The organism is Exiguobacterium sp. BRG2 (assembly GCF_031844245.1).
Taxonomy (GTDB): Bacteria; Bacillota; Bacilli; order Exiguobacteriales; family Exiguobacteriaceae; genus Exiguobacterium_A.
The window spans coordinates 35,321-57,699 of the sequence record NZ_JAUZUW010000014.1; the positions used below are offsets into that span (position 1 = coordinate 35,321).

A 22,379-nucleotide genomic window follows, 5' to 3' on the forward strand; every position below is an offset into this window, starting at 1 on the left:
GTCAGCCTTTTTGTCTATAGTCTGAAAGGAAGACGGAATTTCGCCTTCCTTTTATTTGATCGTTCTCATTCATTCTGCTCACGCTTCGTGTTTAGCTAGTTCTTCTAACAGACGCGCTTCATCCCAAATTTCGATACCAAGCGATTCTGCTTTCGTCAGCTTAGAACCTGCCTTTTCTCCTGCGACGAGCACGTCTGTCTTTTTACTGACGCTTCCCGTCACATCGGCACCAAGTGCTTCAAGACGCTTCCCTGCCTCTGACCGTTTTAGGCTTTCAAGTGTTCCCGTCAAGACGATCGTTTTTCCACCGAGCGGTGCATTCGTCTGATCAACTCGTTCACCAAGGAACTGTTGATTAACACCGAGTTGTTCCAAATCACGAATCAATGCTTGTGCTTCTGGGTGCTCGAAGTACTTTACGATGGAGTCCGCAATTTTCCCACCGATACCATCGATCGCGACGATCTCCTCGTAGCTAGCTGCCGCAATCCCTGCTAACGAATCAAAACGTTCCGCTAAGAGATACGCCGCTTTTTGACCAACGAGTCGAATTCCGAGACCAAATAAGAGACGTTCGACTGAGTTCTGCTTCGAGGCTTCGATCGCCGCAAGTAATTTATCGACGGACGTCTCACCCATTCGGTCGAACGTCAACAACTCGTCGCGATCGAGTCGATATAAATCGGCAATCGTCCGGATTGCTTCATGGTCATACAATTGACGGACGACTTTTTCACCGAGACCATCGATGTTCATTGCTTGACGCGAAACGAAGTGAATAATACCTTCCATCAATTGCGCTGGACATTCCGGACTGACACAGCGGATGTCGACTTCGCCTTCGAGACGGACGAGTTCCGATTGACAGGCCGGACAATGGGTCGGGAAGACGATTGGTGTCTCTTCTCCCGTTCGCTCTGCCGTGACGACTTGTACGACTGCCGGGATGACATCTCCCGCTTTTTTGATGATGACCGAATCCTGAAGGCGGATATCTTTTTCAGCGATGAAATCAGCGTTATGCAGTGTTGCATACGTCACCGTCGATCCTGCAACGACGACCGGTGCAAAACGGGCACGCGGCGTCACTTTCCCGGTCCGACCGACACTGAAATCAACGTCTTCGACTGTCGTCATGACTTCTTCCGCCGCAAACTTATAGGCTGTCGCGAAGCGGGGACTTTTTGCTGTGAAGCCGAGCTCTTCCTGATCATCGTATCGATCGACTTTCAAGACGATTCCGTCGATCTCATATGGCAGGCTCGCGCGTGCTTCCGTCCAATGTGCGATGTAGGCAAGAATCTCTTCCACCGTCTCACACGTCTGCATATGTTGATTGGTCGGTAACCCAAGTGAGGCGAGTTGTGCCATCGCTTCGCTATGTGAACGGGCCGTCAACGTATTGACACCGACGCCATACACGAATAACGACAGATTACGCGACGCTGTGATCGACGAATCCAGCTGACGCAGACTACCTGCTGCCGCGTTACGCGGATTCGCGAACAATGTCTCTTCTCGGCTAGCCCGGTCTTCATTCAAGCGTTCGAACGATTGTTTCGGCATGTAAGCCTCACCGCGGACTTCGACCGTCTCTTCTGCCTGCAGACGAAGCGGTAACGCTTTGATCGTCCGTAGATTCTGCGTGATGTTTTCGCCGACTGTTCCATCGCCACGCGTCGCCCCACGGACGAATCGCCCGTCTTCGTATTTCAGCGAGATGGCAAGTCCATCGAATTTCAGTTCGGCGACATACGTCGTCGAACGTCCGAGCGACCGCTCAATCCGAGCGACCCATTCGCGAATTTCTGTCTCATCAAAGACGTTTCCGAGCGACAGCATCGGTAAGTCATGCGTCACCTTCTCGAACGCTTCAAGCGGTGCTGCGCCGACGCGCTGCGTTGGCGAGTCTGGCGTGATTAGTTCCGGATGTGCTGTTTCTAGCTCCGTCAGTTCACGGAGCAATTGATCGTACGTCGCATCTGGTACCGTTGGTTGATCCAGTACGTAATATTCGTAGCTGTAGCGATTCAATGTTTGACGAATCTCATCTATACGTTGGCTTGCGTCCATCTGTGGACCTCCCGTCATACCTTTTTAATCGGTGCGAATTTTGCGAGCAATCGTTTAATTCCGACTGCTGGGAATGCGATATCGATTTCAAGATTATCTCCTTCACCCCGAGTCTGGACGACTGTACCGAGTCCCCATTTCCCATGTTCTGCCTTATCTCCGACCGACCAACCGAGCGTTTCCGCACCTGACGTCTTCATCGCTGTCGGTTTACTGATTGAACGACCGATGACCGCTTTGCCTTGTGGGACAGGGCGATCTTCCCATGGGAGTGGCTTCGCTTTTTTACCGGTCCGCTCGATGACGACTTCCGGCAGCTCCGCTAGGAACCTTGATTCTTGGTTTGCGTTCGTTCGTCCGTACAGGGAGCGCATCCGCGCATGTGACAAGTAAAGGCGTTTCTCAGCACGTGTGATCCCGACATACGCGAGGCGACGTTCTTCTTCCATCTCGTCTTCATCTTGAAGCGAACGGCTATGCGGGAACAAACCTTCCTCCATCCCAATCAAGAAGACGACAGGGAACTCGAGTCCTTTTGCCGAGTGGAGTGTCATCAACGTGACTTGTTCTTCCGGATCCGTCTCGTCGAGTGAATCGACATCGGCGACGAGTGTCAAGTCAGTCAAGAAGGCGATGATCGTCCGGTCTTCCGGATCGGCTTTTGCCGTCTCCTTCTCAAAGTTCTGTGCAACGGTGATAAACTCGTTGATGTTCTCAAGACGACTCTGTGCTTCAAGCGTCTTATCTTCCTTCAGCACTTGACGATAACCCGATTTCTCAAGCACTTCTTCGACCAGTTCCGAAATACTGATGAATTCTTGCATTTGACTGAGTCCGAGAATCATCGTCCGGAAATCCGTCAATTTCGCTGCCGTTTTTGGTGCGATACTCGACAATTCGATATCGCGAATCGCTTCCATCAGTGACACGCCTTGTAAATCGGCGAAATCACGCAGCTTATCAATTGTCGTTGCGCCGATACCGCGTTTTGGTTCATTGACGATTCGCGCAAAGGACAGGTCTTCGTCCGGATTCGAAATTAAACGGAGATAAGCGAGCACGTCTTTGATCTCTTTACGATCGTAGAACTTCGTGCCGCCAATCATTTTGTACGGGACGTTCGATTTGAGAAGTGTTTCCTCGATCGCACGCGATTGTGCGTTCGTCCGGTATAAAATCGCGATATCACTCAGTTTCATCCCGTAGCGAAGTGAATTCCGAATTTCCTGGACGATATAAAATGCTTCTTCCCGCTCGTTCTCTGCCGTATGAACGATCAGCTTCTCGCCTTCGTCGTTATCCGTCCAAAGTTTCTTATCTTTACGTGTTGAGTTGTTTTGGATGACATGGTTGGCCGCTTCCAAAATTCGTTTCGAGGAACGGTAGTTTTGCTCGAGTAAGATGACGGCTGCATTCGGATAATCCTCTTCGAACGAGAGGATGTTCGCAATGTCAGCACCACGCCAACGGTAAATCGACTGATCCGAGTCCCCAACGACACAGAGATTCTGATGTCCCGAAGCTAACAGATTGACGAGATCATACTGGGCTTTGTTCGTATCTTGATACTCATCAACATGGATGTAGCGGAACTTCTTCTGATAGTACGCAAGGACATCCGGACTCTTCTTGAATAACTCTGTCGTTTTTCCGATTAGATCATCAAAGTCGAGCGCGTTGTTCCGGCGTAGGACAGCTTCGTATCCTTTATAGATTTCAGCAACGGTCTTCTCATACGGACTCGTCACGATCGAGGCGTAGAATTCAGCACTGCGTAATTCATTTTTCTGTGACGAGATGATCGTCAGCATCGATCGCGGATCCCATTTTTTCGGGTCCAAGTTTTGTTCCTTTAAGACGAGCTTGATCGCCGATTGCTGATCACTTGAATCAAGGATCGTGAAGTTACGATCGTATCCAAGCTGATCGATGTCGCGACGTAACATCCGGACACACATCGAATGGAAGGTCGAGACCCAAATATCGTTTGCGACACCACCAACCAAACGACCAATCCGGTCTCGCATTTCCCGCGCTGCCTTGTTCGTGAACGTAATCGCAAGGATGTTCCACGGCGCGACTTGTTTAGCCGCCATCAAATATGCGACCCGGTGTGTCAGGACGCGTGTCTTCCCGGAACCGGCTCCTGCCATGATCAGCAGTGGACCTTCCGTATGCTTGACTGCTCTTGCTTGCTCAGGGTTTAGTCCACTGACGAGCTGTTCACTCAAATTAAACATATCAATAGCCTCATTTCTTATATTCCGAACTTTTGTTCCTATATTTTATCGTGTCGCTGCGACGGTCGCAAGCGCTGCTTTTAAATCCTCATAAATGACGTTTCCAACGACGATCGTATCCGCATACTGCAACATCTCACGCGCCCGCTCCTCGGAGTCGATGCCGCCGCCGTAAAACAGGCGTGCCTGCTTCAACACATCGCGAACGGCTGCTACTCGTTCCGGTTCCCCGTAAACGCCACTGTATTCGAGATAGACGACCGGTAAGCGGAAGACGCTATCCGCAAGTTGTGCGTAAGCGACGGTTTCATCCAACGTTAACGGCTTTGCTTGTGTCACACGCGCGACCTTCGCATCAGGATTCAGGACGATATACCCTTCCCCAACAAGATCAGCGTGCGCCAGCATATGACCGACTTGTTCTAATGCCTCGACCTGTTTTTCGACGACATACTCTAATGTTCCCGCATTCAGGACCGTCGGTGTCAAATACGTATCGAATCCCATCGTCGCGGCTTCGAGTTCTGAAATCTCAAGTGCCACTGCGACTGGATATCGTCGCAAACGCATTAAGAGATCAAGCGTTGCATCGAGTGTGATGTCATCTGTTCCACCGACAAGAATCGCATCCGTTCCAGACGTCGCAATCGCCTGTAGGCTAGCATCATCAATTGGTTTTGCTGGATCTAGTTTAAAGACATGTCGCCATTCATTAAAAGGTAATAACACGGTTCGTCCCATCCTCTCTTTCTCATTCCACATTCAGTATAAAACAAAAAACCATCTCGCGCAGAGCGAGATGGTCAGACGTGTGTCCGTCGTTTCGTCAACAGTGACGCCAGTAACAACGCAAAGACCGCATATACCGGCACGAACGCCCACGGTTCTGCCAAAAAGAAGCCGAGTACCGGAACGTCCAGTAACGGTGAATCTGGCGAACAGAGCGCTCGCCCATTGACGAGCGCCAAAAACGGTAAGACAGGAACAGCAAAGATATACGCGAAGTTGATCCAAAAGGCACGTTTCATACAAGAGCCTCCTTATCCGATAATGACGGATTCCTTCGGATAGTTGTAGTTACGTTTCGGTTGGTTCGCTTTCAACAGAAGAACGAACGAGATGACACCGATTCGACCAATGAACATCAGCACAGACAACGTCCATTTTCCGATATCCGATAATTGATCCGTGATGCCGAGCGATAGACCGGTCGTACCGAACGCTGAACACGCTTCAAAGAACAGTACCAGGAACGGCGCGTCCTCAACGATCAACAAGACGATCAATCCAACCATCGTCACGCCAGTCGAGACGACGATGACGACAAAGGCCTTCCAAATATCCGATTGACCAATCTCACGACCGAAGATTTTAATCCCATACTCCCCTCGTATGAAGGCGATGACACTCAAGACAGCGACGGCGAACGTCGTCGTTCGAATCCCCCCACCAACGGAAGACGGTGACGCTCCGATGAACATTAAGAGCGACAAGACGAAAATCGAGGCTTGTGAGAAAGACGTGATATCGATCGTCGTCAATCCCCCGTTACGAGTCGTAACGGATTGGAACAAGGCGTCGACGAGCTTCTCATCGATTGGTAAGCCTTTAAAGGATTGGTTCCATTCGAATAGTAGTAGTGCTACCATTCCAAAGAGAACGAGAATGAAGAACGTCGACGCCGTCAATTTCGTGAACAGTGAAAAATGATACGGTTGACGTGTCGCTTGACGTGTCGCTCGGTAGGAAATATAACGTCTGACTTCGACGAGTACCGGAAAACCAATTGCTCCGAGCGTCAACAGTAAGATTTGCATGAAGACGACGAACAAATCCCCGCGAAACGGTAGTAACGATTCTCCCGTGATATCAAAACCGGCGTTCGTCGTCGCACTGACTGACCCGAACAACCCTTGAAGCATCGCTTCTCCGAACGTCGGAAAATACTTTGTGTAATACAGCCCGAGAATCAAAGCACCAATCAATTCAATCGAGACGATGATCAAGATGACTTCCCGAATATATTTGACGACACCTTGCATCGTCGTCTGGTTCTGATCTCGGACGACCAGTTGACGCTCCCGAAAACCGATTCGTTTTCCGAGAATGACCCACATCGCGATATGAAGTGACATCAAGCCGATCCCGCTGACTTGTACTAAAATCATGATCATGAAGTACCCGAACGTCGTAAAGGTATCCGAAACCGAGACCGTCGTCAGACCGGTGACACTAACACAACTGACCGCCATGAAGACCAGGTCCGTGAAGTTCCAATCGTAATTTCCTTTCGTCGACCACGGTAAGCCGAGCAGAATGATCCCGATGATGACCGCAACGAAGTAGATGATGACGAGCGACTGGATAGGCGTCAGCTTTCGAATGAAATGTTGAATTCTTTGTTGTAACGCAAAATCCATATCGGTGCGCCCCCCTTCATAGAAGTAGCGGATAACATTAGTTATCCGCTACTTCTTGCTCGATAAGACCTAGGCGGGCAAGCGCCAGATCATAACCGCCCGAACCGTAGTTCAAGCAACGTTTGACACGCGAGATCGTTGCTGTCGAAGCACCGGTCGCCTTTTCGATTTTGTGATACGTGTTGCCTTCACGTAATTGACGTGCGACTTCCAGACGTTGGGCGAGCGCCTGGATTTCGTTGACGGTCGCTAAGTCTTCGAACAACGTATAACAATCTTCTAATGAATCCATCTTCATGATGGCTGTAAATAACTGATCTAATTCTTTTCCACGCAATTTATCGAGTTGCATCTTGTGACTCCCTTTCCCATTCAATTGCTCTTTAATAGTTTAAAGCGCGACGATTTAAAATTCAAGCGTCATCGCAAAATCGCCGGGAAAAGGACTTTTTTCCGAAGGACTTCGTAAATACCTTGTGGTGTGATCCGCACATATGGTAGATGTGTAGACGCTAGGAATAGCAACGTATAGACCGGATCTTCAAAGGCATATCCACGGGCAAATAATGCCTCCCGTAAAGCGGTTTCTTGAACGATCAAATCCTCGAGTGGTAAGTCAGACGTCTGCCCCATTAAGGTCAATGGAACTTCAGCGATGACTTCTCCGTCTTCGACGAGAACGATTCCACCGCCAAATGTCTTCATCCGCTCAAACGCGACTTGAATATCTCGTTTTGATTTACCGATCATCAAAATATCACCACTAATCGAGTACGAACTGACGAGACCTCCGACTTGTGTCGCAAAGTTCTTCAAGACGGTATTCAAACGCCACTTCCCATCGCGGTCCAGTAGCATCAGGAAGGATTCATCGCAACCTGCTGGTAGCATAGGTACACTCGTGTCATGCTCGACTTGATAGAGCTTCATGATGACGGAATTGACCATTTCAAGACCAACCGGCATGCTGAATGAAAAATCCTGCTCCGTTAAGGAAATCCGGACTTCTGATCGTGGCATAAGGGCATAAGCAGCATCAAGCGCTTCGGCTGGGTAACATGGAATGTCGGCTTGACGGACCCATATGCCGCGTGCAAGTACAGCGACAGGTGTCGGAGCATCTTTTGCCTCAAGGAAATTGAGATGAGCAATCCGTCCTGGCGCGATACTTCCGAGTAGATGATCGAGATTAAAATGACGTGCTGCATTGTATGACGCAATCCGGTAGGCTTCTTCGACCGGAATGCCTGCCTCGAGCATCAGTCGGATTGTCTCATCCATCATACCCGCTTTATAGAAGTAGGGTGTCGAACCATCTGTTGTCACTAGTACCTTATCGAACTGCGTCAATCCAGCTTCGACAAGCCCCTTAAAGATATCCGGTAGATCCGGACGAATCGATGAATAACGAATCGTCGTCGTATAACCAAGTTCAAGACGTGTCATCGCTTCTTCGACCGTCATTGCCTCGTGATCACTCGTCACACCATACAGCGCCATCTTTGTCAGCGTCTTCGCTGAAGCACCAGGGAAATGACCTTCGATTGGTTTTCCAAGTTTGATCGCATCCTGCATCCAGTGGAGCAGTTCATCGTCCCCTTGCGAGAGACGTGGCCATCCCGTCAACTCACCCGCTTGGATGACTTGTGGATGTTTAAGCCATGCTTGAATCCGGCGATTATCGATCGAGATACTATCGGCATCAAGCTCGGTCTGCGCGTCGAGTCGTGCCCACCAGTACATCGAGGTCGGTAGGTCCGCCAGTGCCTCGACTTGAGCAAACGCTTGCTCCGTCGGCTCTAATAATAACAACATGTTGTCGTTGACGAGGGTCGATGTTCCTCGCTCTGCTGCGAATTTTGCAAGACTCGCTGGATTATAAAGTTGAAACGGATGGGCATGAGGTTCAATGTAACCGGGTACGATATATTGACCTGTCGCATCATGGTAGGCATCGGCTTGTTCCGGCATCTCTGGACCGACATAGACGATCCGGTCGCCACTGATCCAGATGTTCGCCGTCCGCCATGTTTTGACGCCATGATTTAGGTAAGTGGCATTCTGTATGACAAGTGTCGGTGCAAGCTTTCCGCTGATGACCGCTTGGTGTGTTCGTACTTCAGATTTCGTCCAAGGGGATCTTCCACAATTTTTTTTCACGAAAGCTCGACCTCCTTTATTTTATTGAAAACGCTTTCTTATAGTTCTTATACTAAAATGTTGCTAAGTAAGTTTCAAGAAGTTTTGCCCCGTTCCGGATTCATTTGGTCAAAATAACACAAATTCGCCATGGAAGACAAATCTTTTCGTGCACTTCGCCAAGAAATAAAAAAACCAGACGAGACTCTGTTGAGTGCGTCTGGTTCAACTATCATGATTCATGTGAGGCACGAAAGGCTTTTTGAGCGATATCAGTTCGGTAAAAGAATGGCTGATGCGTTACGTCTGGTAAGTTCGCATAGACCTGTTCGACAGCTTGCTCGATCGTCTCTGCACGACTGACACAGACGAGGACACGTCCACCGGCTGAGACAAGTTGACCGGATTGTTCTGCCGTTCCGGCATGAAAAACGAGAAGGTCATCCCCGATCTGATCGAGTGGAATCATTTGTCCCGTTTTTGGCGCTTCTGGATATCCTTCTGCAGCGACGACGACACCGACAGCTGCTTGGTCCGTCCAAACGACTTCTGGTGTCTGTCCGTCCATCAGTGGTTTGATGACATCAAGTAACGGTGTCTCTAAGCGTGGGAGAATGACTTCCGTCTCCGGATCACCGAACCGAGCATTGAACTCGATGACGAACGGTCCTTGTTTCGTCAACATCAGACCGGCATAGAGGAAGCCAGTGAACGGTATTCCTTCGCTTGCCATCTGATCAACGAGCGGCTGTATGATGCGATCAACAGCTTCTGTCGTCAACGCTGCTTCGTCCCACTGAGGTAACGGTGAATACGCGCCCATTCCTCCTGTGTTCGGACCTAAGTCACCGTCAAATGCCCGTTTATGATCTTGCGACAATACCATCGGAATGACCGTCTCTTCGTGGACGAACGCCATCAACGAACACTCTTCCCCGACCAAACACTCTTCGATGACGACACGGCTTTGCTGCCCGTATTCCCCGGCAAACGTATCGTGGATCGCTGCAAGTGCCTGGTCCACAGTTTCTGCGACCGTGACCCCTTTTCCGGCAGCGAGACCGTCGGCTTTAATGACAATCGGTGCACCCGCTTTGCGAACATACGCTTCTGCCTCTGCTGCTGAAGTAAAGACGGCGTGAGCAGCGGTCGGAATACCGGCACGCGCCATCAATTCCTTCGCGAACTGCTTACTTCCCTCGATTGCCGCAGCTTCCCGTGTCGGTCCGAAAACCTGCAGTCCCGCTGCCTGAAAGGCGTTAACGACCCCGAGAACGAGTGGTCCTTCTGGTCCGACGATCGTCCAATCAATCTGTTCGTCTTGTGCGAACGCCACGAGTTCATCGATGGCATTTTCGGCGATCGGAACACATGTAGCTTGTGTCATCCCGGCATTCCCAGGCGCAGCATACACTGTCTCGATCCGTTCATCCTGTGCCAGCTTCCAGACGAGCGCGTGTTCACGCCCTCCTTTACCAATCACCAATACCTTCATTCAAATCGCCTCCGCTTAGTGTTTGAAATGTCGAACGTTCGTAAAGACCATCGTGATGCCGTGTTGGTTACACGCATCAATCGACTCTTGATCGCGAATCGAGCCGCCTGGTTGAATGATTGCTGTAATGCCAGCTGCTGCAGCCGCTTCGACCGTATCGCCCATTGGGAAGAAGGCATCGGAAGCAAGGGACGCGCCGATCGCTTTTTCTCCAGCTTGCGTGATTGCAATGTTCGCTGAACCAACACGGTTCATCTGTCCTGCACCGACACCGACGGTTACTTCGTCTTTTGCAAGAACGATCGCATTCGACTTGACGTGTTTGACAGCGCGCCATGCGAGTTTCAAGTCTTCCCATTCCGCTGCTGTCGGTTTGCGGTCTGTCACGACACGTGCTGCTGCATCATCTAATGTCTCATCGTCACTGTCTTGGACGAGCATACCGCCGGCAACTGCTGTATAGCGGATCGCTTGGACACGTTTGACGTCGAGTTCAAGCAGACGGATGTTCTTTTTCGCTGACAATAAGGCGAAGGCTTCTTCCGTGAAGGACGGGGCAATGATGATCTCAAGGAAGATACCGCTTAGTTGTTCTGCTGTCTCTAGGTCGACTTCACGGTTCAAGGCGACGATGCCTCCGAAAATTGAAACCGGATCGGCTGCATGAGCGCGGCGGAATGCCTCTCCGATCGTTGGACCGACGGCAACACCACATGGGTTCATGTGTTTGACGACGACGGCTGCTGCTTCACGGAACTCGTCGAGAATTTCGAGTGCGGCGTTCGCATCTTGAATGTTGTTATACGACAACTCTTTACCGTGTAACTGTTTCGCTGAAGCGAGGGAAGCCCCACGGTAAATCGGTGTTTTATAAAAGGCTGCTTCTTGGTGTGGATTTTCTCCGTAACGGAGATCCTGGACTTTCTCAAGCGTGATCGTCAACTGGTCCGGGAACTTCTCGCCTGTTTGTGTCAAGAAATAATCCGCGATCAACGCATCGTACGCCGCTGTATGACGGAAAGCTTTCGCTGCAAGACGTTGGCGTGTCTCAAACGTTGTTCCACCTTCACGAACCTCAGCAACGACTGTTTCGTAATCAGCTGGATCGACGACGACCGTCACAGCCGCGTGGTTCTTCGCTGCAGATCGCAACATGCTTGGACCACCGATATCGATGTTCTCAATCGCATCCGCATACGCAACGTCTTCTTGTAAAACTGTCTGCTTGAACGGATACAAGTTGACGACGACGAAATCAATCGGTTGAATCTGTTGCGCAGCCATCTGTTCGCGATGGGATTCAAGATCACGACGACCAAGTAGTCCACCGTGGACCATCGGATGAAGTGTCTTGACACGTCCATCGAGCATCTCTGGGAATTGTGTGACTTCACTGATACCAATGACCGGAAGCCCAGCTTCCTCTAATGCTTGATGTGTTCCGCCTGTCGAGACAAGCTCGATACCTGCTTCATGAAACGCTCGTCCTAATTCGACGATCCCTGTTTTATCCGACACACTAATTAACGCTCTCATACGTTTGCCTCCTCTTTCATCCACTCTTCGATGACTTGCGGATACAGTCTATGTTCGACACGCTGAATCGCTTGTTGCAACGTTTCACGCGTCATCTCTTCTGTAATCCGGACGGCTTCTTGAGCCATGATCGGTCCTGTGTCCATGCCTTCATCGACTATATGAATTGTAACACCTGTGATTTTAACTCCGCCACGAAATGCTTGTCCGATCGCATCTTTTCCCGGGAAGGCCGGAAGTAGCGACGGGTGGATGTTGACGATCCGACCTGCGTATCGTCCGAGCAACTCTTCCCCGATCAATCGCATGTAGCCGGCGAGAATGATCCGTTCGACGCCTTTCGCTTCAAGACGGGCAATGATCTCCCGCTCAAAACTCGGTTTATCCGGATAGTCCTTCGCCCGAAAGACGAAGACGTCACATCCGCGTCGTTTTGCCCGCTCGATGACTGCTGCGTCCGGTTGATCGCAGACGATCAGTTCGATCGAGGCATGTAATGTTCCTGCCTCGATTGCTTCAAAAAGTGCTTCGACATTACTACCGCTTCCTGATGCAAAACAGGCGATCTTCATGCGTCGACTCCTTGAATCCGGACACCTTCTTGATCGGTCACCTGACCAATCACGTACGCCGTCTCATTTTCACGAGCGAGGCGTGCTGTCACTTCCGCGACATCTTCCGGTTTGACGATCAACATGAAACCGATCCCCATATTGAAGACATTATACATATCATGTCGTGGCAAATCACCCGCTTGCTCGAGCCAGTCGAAGACTGGTAACGTCGGCCACTTTTTCGGGTCGAACGATGCGCCAAGACCTTCTGGTAAGACGCGTGGTACGTTCTCGTAGAAACCACCACCCGTAATATGGACCATCGCTTGAATCTTTTCCGTCTCAAGGGCTGCTTTGACCGCTTCGACGTAGATACGTGTTGGCATGAGGAGCGCATTTCCGAGCGTATGACCGAGCATCATGACTTCATCTTCGTAGCGGAGACCGCTGTCAGCGACGATTTTACGGACGAGTGAGAACCCGTTCGAATGGACGCCGGACGAAGCGAGACCGAGAATGACATCTCCAGCTGCGACGTTATCACCTGTGATCAATTTTTGTTTCTCGACGGCACCTACAGCGAACCCGGCGATATCATATTCGCCGTCCGCATACATCCCTGGCATTTCCGCTGTTTCGCCGCCGATTAACGTACAGCCCGCTTGGACACATCCTTCAGCAACACCGGCGACGATCCGTTCGATCTTCGCCGGAATCGCCTGACCGAGCGCGATATAATCAAGGAAATAAAGTGGTTCCGCGCCTTGGACGATGATATCGTTCACACACATCGCGACACAGTCGATTCCGATCGTATCGTGTTGTTCCAGTGCGAAAGCGAGCTTGAGTTTCGTACCGACACCATCTGTCCCACTGACAAGAACCGGTTCTTTCAACTGCAATTGGCTGAGGTCGAACATCGCACCAAAGCTACCGAGTCCCGTCAATACTTCTTTGCGCATCGAACGGGCGACGTGTTTTTTCATTCGGGTGACTGACTCATATCCTGCTGTCAGACTCACACCTGCTGCTTCGTAATGTTTGCTCATGTTCTTCCCCCATCTATCAAAGTTTAGCTTCTAACTCGAGCGAACCGAGCGGTGTCGGATACTCTCCTGTGAAGCAAGCGGTACATTGTCCTTTTAACGGTCCATCGAACGGGCGATCGATGGCATCGACCATGCCCGGTACAGTCAAGAATTCAAGTGAATCCGCACCGATTTCCTGACGGATTTCTTCCGGCATCAACCGGGCAGAGATCAGTTCTTCCTTCGATGAAGTATCAATCCCGTAATAACATGGATTCGTAATCGGTGGTGCCGTGATGCGGACGTGGACTTCCGTCGCACCCGCTTCCCGTAACAAACCGACGATACGACGACTCGTCGTTCCCCGGACGATTGAATCATCGACCATGATGACACGCTTTCCTTGTACGACACCGCGTAGCGCGGACAACTTCATTTTGACCCCACGTTCCCGTAACTCTTGTGACGGCTGGATGAACGTCCGTCCGACATACCGATTCTTGATCAATCCCATCTCATACGGAATACCGCTCGCTTCCGCGTAACCGATCGCTGCCGAGATACTTGAATCCGGCACTCCGGTAACGACGTCTGCTTCGACCGGTGCTTCTTCATACATCTTTTTCCCAAGTGCTTTGCGTGCTGTATGGACGTTGACGCCATCAATGATTGAATCCGGACGTGAGAAGTAGATGTATTCCATCGAACACATCGCCCGTTCACGTGGTTCCATGTATTGACGAGACGACATGCCGTGTTCTGTGATCGTTACGAGCTCCCCTGGCTCGATATCACGAATGAACTCCGCGCCGACGATATCAAAGGCACATGTCTCTGACGCGAATACGATGCCGCCGTCCGGTGTCTTCCCGAGTGACAGTGGACGCAGTCCGTGTGGATCAACCGCCACGAATAACGTATCTTCCGTTAAGAAAAGAAAAGCGAATGCCCCGATGAGACGCGCGAGACTGTCAGCAATCCGGTCTTCGAGTGTGTCGAGCTTACTGCGTTTGACGAGATGGGCGACGACTTCCGTATCACTCGTCGTCTGAAAGATGGCACCTTCTGCTTCTAACAGGTGCTTCAGTGAATCGGCGTTGACGAGGTTTCCGTTATGTGCGAGGGCGAGATCTCCCATCCGCGATTTGAAATGCAGCGGTTGAGTGTTCTCAAGCGTGTTTCCTCCTGCTGTCGAATACCGGACATGTCCGATTGCATGATGTCCTTTCAGATTCGTCAGTGTCTCTTCCGAAAAGACTTCCGTTACGAGTCCTTGCCCGCGGTGCGGGAAGAGGCCGTCACCGTCACTCGTGACGATGCCTGCCCCTTCCTGTCCCCGGTGTTGCAAGCTATGCAAGCCGTAATAGGCGAGTTGCGCTGCATTCGGTTGTCCGAATATCCCGAAGACGCCACACTCCTCATTTAGTCCTTTGATGTCATATAACACGCGATTGCTCCTTCCCAGTCTCCCTGTAAGGTCGAACGGTCTGCTTCGATCCGTGTCTCTGCCGTTTCGATGACAAGAAGCTCATCGTTCGTGACGACACCGATCGATTGAGCACCGGTCCGTTGTTCGAATGCTGCAACGTGCGTTTGTGGCACAGTGACGACGAAACGTGATTGCGATTCACTGAACAGATGTAACGTTGGTCCATCAAACTGAACCGTCAACCCAAAGTTCGTTCCAAACGTCATCTCAGCGAGGGCGATTGCGAGACCACCTTCTGATACATCATGCATCGCATTGACTTCACCTGCTTGTACTGCTTGTTGTAACACTTGTAAGCGTGCATGTTCGACTGCTAAATCGATTTGTGGTGCGCGACCGAATGATTTACCGAATTGCATATATTGAAGCTCACTACCACCAAACTCGGCTGTTGTTTCACCTAACAGATAAATCTGGTCACCTGCTTGTTTGACGTGTTGCGTTGTGATCCATTCGGTCTGCTCGTGTAATCCGACCATGCCGACGACCGGTGTCGGGTGAACCGCTTGACCAGCTGACTCGTTGTAGAGTGATACGTTTCCACCGATGACAGGTGTCTCAAGGACACGACATGCTTCTGCCATACCGGCTGTTGCTTGCTGCAACTGCCAGAAGCCTTCTGGTTTATCCGGATTTCCGAAGTTCAGGCAATCCGTGATGGCAAGTGGTGTCGCCCCACTCGCAACGATATTACGAGCTGCTTCCGCAACGGCGATCTGTCCACCGACGTATGGATCCAAGTAGACGAAGCGACTGTTGCAGTCGGTCGTCATGGCGAGTGCCTTGTTCGTACCGCGGACACGGATGACGGCTGCATCTGATCCCGGTGCGACGACCGTCGATGTTTGGACCATATGATCGTACTGATCGTAGACCCAGCGTTTTGAAGCGATTGTCGGCTGACGGAGTAGTGCTCGCCATGTCTCAACAACGTCCTCGACGACTGGAAGTGTCTCTTCCATCGCTTGAAATTCTTCATAATACGCAGGAACGCGAGATGGTTTTTCATAGACTGGTGCTTCTTCCGCTAACGCGTCAACCGGAACTTCCGCCACGATATCCCCATGATGGATCAACCGTAAGACTTTCTCTTCAATGACTTCTCCGACGTGAACGGCATGGAGCCCCCATTTGCTGACGATTGCTTCAATCTCTGCTTCGCGCCCCCGTTTGACGACGAGTAACATTCGCTCTTGTGATTCTGAGAGCATCATTTCGTATGCTGTCATCCCTGTCTCCCGTTGCGGGACGTCATCGAGGTGCATCTCGATGCCCATGCCTGCTTTTGAAGCCATCTCTGCTGAAGAAGATGTTAGTCCAGCAGCGCCCATATCCTGCATCCCGACCAATGCTGGATGACCAACGATCTCAAGACAAGCTTCAATCAATAGCTTCTCCATGAATGGATCACCGACTTGAACAGCTGGACGTTTTGCTTCCGTATCTTCTCCGAGATCTTCCGAGGCGAACGTCGCACCATGAATACCATCGCGCCCAGTAGCTGCACCGACGTACATGACTGAGTTCCCGACACCTTTTGCCTGACCTTTTTGAATATCGGCATGGTTGATCAAACCGATACACATCGCATTGACGAGTGGATTTCCTTCATACGAACGATCAAATCCGATTTCGCCACCGATCGTTGGAATACCGACACAGTTGCCATACCCCGCGATCCCTGCAACGACTTGTTCAAACAGTTGATTGACACGTGGTGTACCGAGATGACCGAAACGGAGCGAGTTCATGAGCGCAACTGGGCGTGCGCCCATCGAGAAGATGTCACGAATGATTCCGCCGACGCCTGTCGCAGCCCCTTGATACGGTTCAACAGCGGATGGATGGTTGTGGCTTTCAATCTTAAAGACGACTGCCTGCTCATCGCCGATATCAACGACACCTGCTCCTTCACCCGGTCCCTGTAAGACACGTGGTCCAGTCGTCGGGAATTGACGGAGGACGGGTTTAGATGTTTTGTATGAACAATGCTCAGACCACATGACCGAAAACAATCCTGTTTCCGTATAGTTCGGTTGGCGTCCGAGTAAATCGACGACCATCTGGTATTCCGTATCACTCAAGCCCATCGTGGCATAGACGCGTTGCTCTTGAATCAATTCTGGTGTTGGTTCAGACTGTTGTTTTAGCATGGTGTGCCCCCTGTTTGACGAGTGAAGTAAAGAGTTTTAGTCCATCTGTTCCGCCGGTCAAGAGTTCGACCGCTCGTTCCGGGTGTGGCATCATCCCGAGAACGTTGCCGGCTTTGTTCGTGATCCCGGCGATATCACCGCGTGAGCCGTTCGGATTATCGACATACGTGAAGGCGATTTGTCCGTTCGTTTGCAGCATCGCGTAAGTCGCATCATCGCAGTAGTAATTTCCTTCGCCGTGCGCGATCGGAATCGAGATCGTCTCGCCTGGCAGATAATCCGATGTAAATCGTGTCTTCGTATTTTCAACCTTCAGTTCAACCGTCCGGCACATGAACTTCAAGCCGTTGTTGCGGTGCAAGACACCTGGCAAGAGTCCCGCTTCGACAAGGATCTGAAATCCGTTACATACCCCGAAGACCGTTTTCCCTTCTGCCGCAAAACGTTTGACCTCTTCCATAATCGGTGAGAAGCGTGCGATTGCCCCGCAACGAAGGTAATCTCCATAGGAAAATCCACCTGGTAACAGGACGCCGTCATAACCCTCAAGTGAGGTTTCGGTATGGAAGACGTATTCGGCTTCTTCTCCGAGCGCATCCTTAACCGCATGGTACATATCTAAATCACAGTTCGATCCCGGAAAGACGATGACCGCGAACTTCATGCTGGCGTCACCTCTTCGATCGTAATCTGATAATCTTCCATCACCGTGTTGACGAGTAGTTTTTGACACATCTCATGAATCATCGCTTCTGTCGTTTCCGTTTCAACGAGCAGTTCAATCTGTTTTCCGATTCGAACACTCTCGACACCCGTAAAACCAAGCTGTTGCAATCCGCCTTTTACAGCAACTCCTTGTGGATCTAAAATGCTTTCCCGTAATGCGATCGATACGATGACTTTTTTCATTGTGTGTTTCCCCCTAGGCGATTGAATAGTGTTTGGTATGTCTCTGTCAGTGAACCAATGTTGCGTCGAAAAACATCTTTATCGAGATGTTCTCCAGTTTCCTGATCCCACAGGCGGCATGTATCAGGTGAAATCTCATCAGCTAGTAGAATCGTTCCATCTGCCGTCTTGCCGTATTCCAATTTAAAATCAATCAACGTGATTCCGTTTTGACGGAAGTAAGGTTGCAAGACTTCATTCACGCGAAGTGCTTTGTCCGACAGCTCTTCTAGCTCCTCAGAAGTCGCAATCTTCAGTAAATTGATGTGTGATGAGGTGACAAGTGGATCGCCTAACGTATCATCTTTATAGTAGAACTCAACGATTGGTGTTTCGAGCACCGTACCTTCTTCGATACCGAGCCGTTTACTCAAGCTTCCTGCGACGACGTTCCGGACGACGACTTCGAGTGGAATGATAGTGACACGACGTACGAGCTGTTCGCGCTCCGAGACACGCTCAATGAAATGTGTCGGAATGCCCGCTTGTTCGAGGATTTCAAAGAAATGACTCGTCAACCGGTTGTTCAATTCGCCTTTTCCAGCAAAGACTTCTTTTTTCTCGCCGTTGAATGCCGTGGCTTCGTCTTTATAGACGATCCGGAGCACATCCTGCTCCTGCGTCGTGTACAATCGTTTGGCTTTTCCTTCATAAAGTGGTTGCATCGCTTTCGTCCCCCATGATCCTAAGATGTAGACGGGGCAAGTGCCCCGTCTCAGGTTGATTAGTTCAAGCCACACCGTTCAAAAATTTCATCGACGCGACTCGTATGGTACGTCGGATCGAAACACGCATCAAGCTCTTCTTCTGTGAAAAGCTGTTGAATGTCCTGTTCTTGCCACAATAAGTCACGGAACATGATTTGCTCTTCCCACGCCTGCATCGCACGCGGTTGAACGAAATCATACGCTGCTTCACGCGACCAGCCTTTTTCGATTAAAGCGAGTAAGACATGTCCAGAGAAGATGACCCCAAACGTCCGGTCCATGTTCCGCTTCATGTTGTCCGGGAAGACCGTCAAGTTCTTCACGATGTTTCCGAAACGGTTCAACATGTAGTTGAGCAGTCCTGTTGCGTCCGGAAGAATGATGCGTTCTGCCGAAGAGTGCGAGATATCCCGTTCGTGCCAGAGTGAGACGTTCTCGTACGCCGTCACCATGTGTCCACGGATGACTCGGGCAAGACCTGTCATGTTCTCTGAACCGATCGGATTTCGCTTATGCGGCATCGCCGATGATCCTTTTTGACCTTTAGCGAAGAATTCTTCGACTTCACGTGTTTCCGTCTTTTGTAGACCCCGGATCTCCGTTGCCATCTTTTCAATCGATGTCGCAATCAGAGCAAGTGTCGACATATAGTGTGCATGGCGATCACGTTGTAACGTCTGTGTGGAAACGGGTGCTGGTTTCGTTCCTAACTTTTCGCAGACGTATTTTTCAATGAACGGATCGATATTCGCGAATGTTCCGACGGCTCCTGACATCTTGCCGTATTCGACCGTCTCACGTGCTGCTTCGAAACGGACTTTGTTTCGTTTCATCTCTTCGTACCAAAGCGCTAGTTTCAGACCGAACGTCGTCGGTTCTGCATGTACGCCATGCGTTCGTCCCATCATGACCGTATATTTATGTTCGTTCGCTTTGACTTTTAAGATATCGATGAATCGATCGAGATCCGCAGCAAGAATGTCATTTGCTTGCTTCAATAGATACGAGAGTGCTGTATCGACGACGTCCGTTGACGTTAGTCCGTAATGAACCCATTTACGTTCTTCTCCGAGTGTCTCAGAGACAGCACGTGTGAAGGCGATGACATCATGACGTGTCTCTTGTTCGATTTCAAGGATCCGGTTGACATCAAAAGAGGCATTGTCCCAAAGTAATTGAACGTCCTCTTTCGGGATGACTCCTAGTTCACTCCATGCTTCACACGCAAGAATCTCGACTTTTAACCAAGCCTCGAATTTGTTTTGTTCGGTCCAGATCGCTTTCATCTCAGGACGTGTATACCGTTCGATCATTGAACTGTCTCCTTCCATATCGACAGGCGTTCGACTTCTGCCAAAGCATCGTCGACCGTGTCCGCAAGGATGTTTAAATGTCCCATCTTGCGACCTGTCTTGGCTTCTGCTTTTCCATATAAGTGAACTTTCGTCCGAGCGTTCAGTCTCGGCAGTTGCTCGTATAATGCTGTGACATGCTGACCCAGGATGTTCGCCATGACGACCGGTGTCGTCAGACGGGTATCACCGAGTGGGAGACCACTGATGGCACGGATATGTTGCTCGAATTGGGATGTTTCGCAAGCATCAATCGAATAGTGACCCGAATTATGTGGTCGGGGTGCTAGTTCATTGACGATCAGTCTAGAACCTACGACGAACAACTCGATGGCGAGTGTACCGATCAACCCGACAGCATCCGCGATCGATTCAGCGAGCGCAATTGCTTCTTGTTCGAGTGATTCGGAAATGCGTGCCGGTACGATCGATAGATGCAAAATGTTCTCTTGATGAATATTCTCACTGACTGGGAAAACACGAGTCTCTGTTGCGCTTCGAGTGACGATGACGGAAATTTCCTGATCAAACGGTAACCATTGTTCTGCGACATACTCAGTCGGTTCGAATTGTTTGATTGCCGCTTGGAACTGTTCTTCCGTCCGGATGACGGTCTGTCCTTTTCCGTCGTATCCGAATCGTGCTGTCTTCAAGACGAACGGTAATCCGAGTCGCTGTTTTGCTTCCTCTAAGTCAGCAGGATCTGTCACCGGATAGTATGGAGCGACGGAATGTCCGATGCGTTCAATCATCTCTTTTTCTCGAACTCGATGTTGCGTTTGAAAGAGGAGATCCGTTCCGTGAATCAGTTTCGTCCCGATCGCTTCAGCGACTTCTGTTGAGATATTCTCGAATTCGTAGGTGACGACATCTGATTCAGCTGCGAGCTGTTTCGCTGCCTCGACATCCGTAAAGGGAGCTTTAATATGTTGATCCGCCACTTGCGCACATGGTGCGTTGTCCGTTGGATCGAGTGTCAGAATCTCAAAGCCCATCTCACGGGCGGACAGTGCCATCATTCGACCAAGTTGACCGCCACCTAGTATCCCGATTCGTTTCATAACAGGTTTCCTCCAGATGCAATGACGTCTCCTTCGAGTTCGACTCGCATATGATCGAGCTTGCGGGCAAGTCGTTCATCTTGAATCGAAAGAATTTGAGCAGCTAGCAATCCGGCGTTTTTTGCGCCTGCTTCTCCGATGGCAACCGTTGCGACCGGTACACCACCTGGCATTTGAACAATCGAGAGCAAGGAATCAATTCCTTGGAGCGCTCTACTTTTCACAGGAACACCGACGACGGGTAATGTCGTTTTAGCGGCTACCATGCCCGGTAGATGAGCAGCACCGCCTGCACCGGCAATGATGACCTTCAGTCCTCGTTCACGTGCTGATTCAGCATAACGAAACATTAGATCCGGTGTCCGGTGTGCGGAAACGACTTTCTTTTCATACGGAATCTCAAGTTGCTCCAACACATCACATGTATGTTTCATCGTTTCCCAATCCGATTGACTTCCCATGATGACGCCGACTTCTGCATTTCCCATCGCTGTTTCCTCCTTTGTGCATAAAAAAAGCCCAAACCACGGCTAAAAGGGTGGCTTAGGGTATAAAAAGGTACGCCAAAGAAATATCGACGAACATCCATATACCCCATAGTCCAACGATTTAGGGTCGTTGGGTAGAAACTTGCAAGCCATATCCCTGCTATTATACGAGGTGTTTATATTCAATCATCCTGTCACGACTTCATCTTAACAAGTCCATCCCAAGGCGTCAACCAAAGGCGAACAATTTAATTGTCTGAAAATTTATCGTTCGGTTTTAAAAGCGGTTTTTCTGATTTCATCGATTGTCCTTTCGGAGTTTATTTTCTTGAAAGGCATCACATGGAATCAAGAACGAAAAGAGCACCCTCCACATGAATCGGAGGATGCTCTAGGCAGTTACTCATTCTCTTTCACTTTACAATCGAAGACGATTTGTTGACGAATTGGATACGGTTCGCCATTAGCGTCTAATCCAAAGATCGGTTCTTCTCGTCGGACCGTCGGGCGGTATCCCATGGCATCGATACGATCCAAACAAGCACCAATCGTCTCGTTCTCTTCGACGGCTACACGTAGTTTCGTTTTTTTCGCCATATCCCTGTTCAGTCCCTTCATTAAAATGGATACGTGTCTTTCTACAAAAAGACACAAAAAAGCGGCGGCCCTTGAGCGTATGCTCCAGAACCACCGTTT

Annotated in this window: 20 protein-coding genes and 1 riboswitch; all 20 genes read right to left on the bottom strand. The window is 50.2% G+C overall.

Annotation, left to right across the window (positions count from 1 at the left end):
- Window positions 1-78: 78 nt before the first annotated feature.
- The 20 genes from ligA to Q9R23_RS14770 all read right to left on the bottom strand — a co-directional run bounded on the left by ligA (window position 79) and on the right by Q9R23_RS14770 (window position 22,280).
- A complete protein-coding gene (gene ligA / locus Q9R23_RS14675) occupies window positions 79-2,073 on the bottom strand; it encodes an NAD-dependent DNA ligase LigA (RefSeq protein ID WP_035412310.1) in 1,995 nt (664 codons plus the stop codon).
- Between the two features lie 14 nt (window positions 2,074-2,087).
- Window positions 2,088-4,313 carry a DNA helicase PcrA gene (gene pcrA, locus Q9R23_RS14680; protein ID WP_214856365.1) on the bottom strand — a complete coding sequence of 742 codons (2,226 nt, stop codon included), beginning with the start codon at window positions 4,311-4,313 and terminating at the stop codon, window positions 2,088-2,090.
- 45 nt (window positions 4,314-4,358) lie between these two features.
- Window positions 4,359-5,054, bottom strand: coding sequence for a heptaprenylglyceryl phosphate synthase (gene pcrB, locus Q9R23_RS14685; protein ID WP_023467081.1), 696 nt, complete (start codon window positions 5,052-5,054; stop codon window positions 4,359-4,361).
- Between the two features lie 62 nt (window positions 5,055-5,116).
- Window positions 5,117-5,341, bottom strand: coding sequence for a hypothetical protein (locus Q9R23_RS14690; protein ID WP_035398958.1), 225 nt, complete (start codon window positions 5,339-5,341; stop codon window positions 5,117-5,119).
- 12 nt (window positions 5,342-5,353) lie between these two features.
- A complete protein-coding gene (locus tag Q9R23_RS14695; protein ID WP_311247366.1) occupies window positions 5,354-6,733 on the bottom strand; it encodes a TrkH family potassium uptake protein in 1,380 nt (459 codons plus the stop codon).
- Between the two features lie 37 nt (window positions 6,734-6,770).
- Window positions 6,771-7,085, bottom strand: a complete 315-nt coding sequence (locus tag Q9R23_RS14700) for a YerC/YecD family TrpR-related protein (protein ID WP_023467078.1) — start codon at window positions 7,083-7,085, stop codon at window positions 6,771-6,773.
- Window positions 7,086-7,153: 68 nt separating this feature from the next.
- The gene (locus Q9R23_RS14705) at window positions 7,154-8,893 is read right to left on the bottom strand and encodes an adenine deaminase C-terminal domain-containing protein (RefSeq protein WP_311247367.1); all 1,740 of its coding nucleotides are present in this window, start codon (window positions 8,891-8,893) and stop codon (window positions 7,154-7,156) included.
- Between the two features lie 211 nt (window positions 8,894-9,104).
- Window positions 9,105-10,367 carry a phosphoribosylamine--glycine ligase gene (purD, locus tag Q9R23_RS14710; RefSeq protein WP_311247368.1) on the bottom strand — a complete coding sequence of 421 codons (1,263 nt, stop codon included), beginning with the start codon at window positions 10,365-10,367 and terminating at the stop codon, window positions 9,105-9,107.
- Between the two features lie 15 nt (window positions 10,368-10,382).
- A complete protein-coding gene (gene purH / locus Q9R23_RS14715; protein WP_035412295.1) occupies window positions 10,383-11,903 on the bottom strand; it encodes a bifunctional phosphoribosylaminoimidazolecarboxamide formyltransferase/IMP cyclohydrolase in 1,521 nt (506 codons plus the stop codon).
- Entirely contained in the window at window positions 11,900-12,475 is a 576-nt protein-coding gene (purN, locus tag Q9R23_RS14720; protein ID WP_023467073.1) for a phosphoribosylglycinamide formyltransferase, read from the bottom strand. The genes purH and purN overlap by 4 nt, the downstream gene beginning before the upstream one ends.
- The gene (purM, locus tag Q9R23_RS14725) at window positions 12,472-13,506 is read right to left on the bottom strand and encodes a phosphoribosylformylglycinamidine cyclo-ligase (protein ID WP_029340745.1); all 1,035 of its coding nucleotides are present in this window, start codon (window positions 13,504-13,506) and stop codon (window positions 12,472-12,474) included. Before purM ends, purN begins: the two co-directional genes overlap by 4 nt.
- Before the next feature lie 16 nt (window positions 13,507-13,522).
- A complete protein-coding gene (gene purF, locus Q9R23_RS14730) occupies window positions 13,523-14,932 on the bottom strand; it encodes an amidophosphoribosyltransferase (RefSeq protein WP_214856359.1) in 1,410 nt (469 codons plus the stop codon).
- Window positions 14,908-17,127, bottom strand: coding sequence for a phosphoribosylformylglycinamidine synthase subunit PurL (gene purL, locus Q9R23_RS14735; protein WP_311247369.1), 2,220 nt, complete (start codon window positions 17,125-17,127; stop codon window positions 14,908-14,910). The genes purF and purL overlap by 25 nt, the downstream gene beginning before the upstream one ends.
- Entirely contained in the window at window positions 17,108-17,791 is a 684-nt protein-coding gene (gene purQ, locus Q9R23_RS14740) for a phosphoribosylformylglycinamidine synthase subunit PurQ (RefSeq protein WP_311247370.1), read from the bottom strand. The genes purL and purQ overlap by 20 nt, the downstream gene beginning before the upstream one ends.
- Window positions 17,788-18,036 (bottom strand): phosphoribosylformylglycinamidine synthase subunit PurS, encoded by a 249-nt coding sequence (purS, locus tag Q9R23_RS14745; RefSeq protein ID WP_023467069.1) that lies wholly within the window; start codon window positions 18,034-18,036, stop codon window positions 17,788-17,790. The genes purQ and purS overlap by 4 nt, the downstream gene beginning before the upstream one ends.
- On the bottom strand, window positions 18,033-18,740 hold the full coding sequence (gene purC / locus Q9R23_RS14750; protein WP_290754225.1) for a phosphoribosylaminoimidazolesuccinocarboxamide synthase: 708 nt from the start codon (window positions 18,738-18,740) through the stop codon (window positions 18,033-18,035). The genes purS and purC overlap by 4 nt, the downstream gene beginning before the upstream one ends.
- 59 nt (window positions 18,741-18,799) lie before the next feature.
- Window positions 18,800-20,095: an adenylosuccinate lyase gene (gene purB / locus Q9R23_RS14755; protein ID WP_035398969.1), complete on the bottom strand. Its 1,296-nt coding sequence runs from the start codon at window positions 20,093-20,095 to the stop codon at window positions 18,800-18,802.
- Window positions 20,092-21,195 carry a 5-(carboxyamino)imidazole ribonucleotide synthase gene (gene purK / locus Q9R23_RS14760; protein ID WP_311247371.1) on the bottom strand — a complete coding sequence of 368 codons (1,104 nt, stop codon included), beginning with the start codon at window positions 21,193-21,195 and terminating at the stop codon, window positions 20,092-20,094. The genes purB and purK overlap by 4 nt, the downstream gene beginning before the upstream one ends.
- Window positions 21,192-21,683: a 5-(carboxyamino)imidazole ribonucleotide mutase gene (gene purE, locus Q9R23_RS14765; protein WP_050678980.1), complete on the bottom strand. Its 492-nt coding sequence runs from the start codon at window positions 21,681-21,683 to the stop codon at window positions 21,192-21,194. Before purE ends, purK begins: the two co-directional genes overlap by 4 nt.
- Window positions 21,684-21,772: 89 nt before the next feature.
- Window positions 21,773-21,874: riboswitch (purine riboswitch) on the bottom strand.
- A gap of 208 nt (window positions 21,875-22,082) precedes the next feature.
- Window positions 22,083-22,280: an NETI motif-containing protein gene (locus Q9R23_RS14770; RefSeq protein WP_023467064.1), complete on the bottom strand. Its 198-nt coding sequence runs from the start codon at window positions 22,278-22,280 to the stop codon at window positions 22,083-22,085.
- Window positions 22,281-22,379: the final 99 nt, after the last annotated feature.

Excerpts from the sequence above, each read along its gene's own strand:
- purH (WP_035412295.1), bottom strand. The coding sequence starts at position 11,903 with ATGAGAGCGTTAATTAGTGTGTCGGATAAAACAGGGATCGTCGAATTA.
- purL (WP_311247369.1), bottom strand. The coding sequence starts at position 17,127 with ATGCTAAAACAACAGTCTGAACCAACACCAGAATTGATTCAAGAGCAA.
- purS (WP_023467069.1), bottom strand. The coding sequence starts at position 18,036 with ATGAAAAAAGTCATCGTATCGATCGCATTACGGGAAAGCATTTTAGAT.
- purN (WP_023467073.1), bottom strand. The coding sequence starts at position 12,475 with ATGAAGATCGCCTGTTTTGCATCAGGAAGCGGTAGTAATGTCGAAGCA.
- Q9R23_RS14695 (WP_311247366.1), bottom strand. The coding sequence starts at position 6,733 with ATGGATTTTGCGTTACAACAAAGAATTCAACATTTCATTCGAAAGCTG.
- purQ (WP_311247370.1), bottom strand. The coding sequence starts at position 17,791 with ATGAAGTTCGCGGTCATCGTCTTTCCGGGATCGAACTGTGATTTAGAT.
- purM (WP_029340745.1), bottom strand. The coding sequence starts at position 13,506 with ATGAGCAAACATTACGAAGCAGCAGGTGTGAGTCTGACAGCAGGATAT.
- Q9R23_RS14690 (WP_035398958.1), bottom strand. The coding sequence starts at position 5,341 with ATGAAACGTGCCTTTTGGATCAACTTCGCGTATATCTTTGCTGTTCCT.
- ligA (WP_035412310.1), bottom strand. The coding sequence starts at position 2,073 with ATGGACGCAAGCCAACGTATAGATGAGATTCGTCAAACATTGAATCGC.
- purK (WP_311247371.1), bottom strand. The coding sequence starts at position 21,195 with ATGAAACGAATCGGGATACTAGGTGGCGGTCAACTTGGTCGAATGATG.
- pcrB (WP_023467081.1), bottom strand. The coding sequence starts at position 5,054 with ATGGGACGAACCGTGTTATTACCTTTTAATGAATGGCGACATGTCTTT.
- Q9R23_RS14770 (WP_023467064.1), bottom strand. The coding sequence starts at position 22,280 with ATGGCGAAAAAAACGAAACTACGTGTAGCCGTCGAAGAGAACGAGACG.
- purE (WP_050678980.1), bottom strand. The coding sequence starts at position 21,683 with ATGGGAAATGCAGAAGTCGGCGTCATCATGGGAAGTCAATCGGATTGG.
- purD (WP_311247368.1), bottom strand. The coding sequence starts at position 10,367 with ATGAAGGTATTGGTGATTGGTAAAGGAGGGCGTGAACACGCGCTCGTC.
- Q9R23_RS14700 (WP_023467078.1), bottom strand. The coding sequence starts at position 7,085 with ATGCAACTCGATAAATTGCGTGGAAAAGAATTAGATCAGTTATTTACA.
- purB (WP_035398969.1), bottom strand. The coding sequence starts at position 20,095 with ATGATCGAACGGTATACACGTCCTGAGATGAAAGCGATCTGGACCGAA.
- pcrA (WP_214856365.1), bottom strand. The coding sequence starts at position 4,313 with ATGTTTAATTTGAGTGAACAGCTCGTCAGTGGACTAAACCCTGAGCAA.
- purC (WP_290754225.1), bottom strand. The coding sequence starts at position 18,740 with ATGCAACCACTTTATGAAGGAAAAGCCAAACGATTGTACACGACGCAG.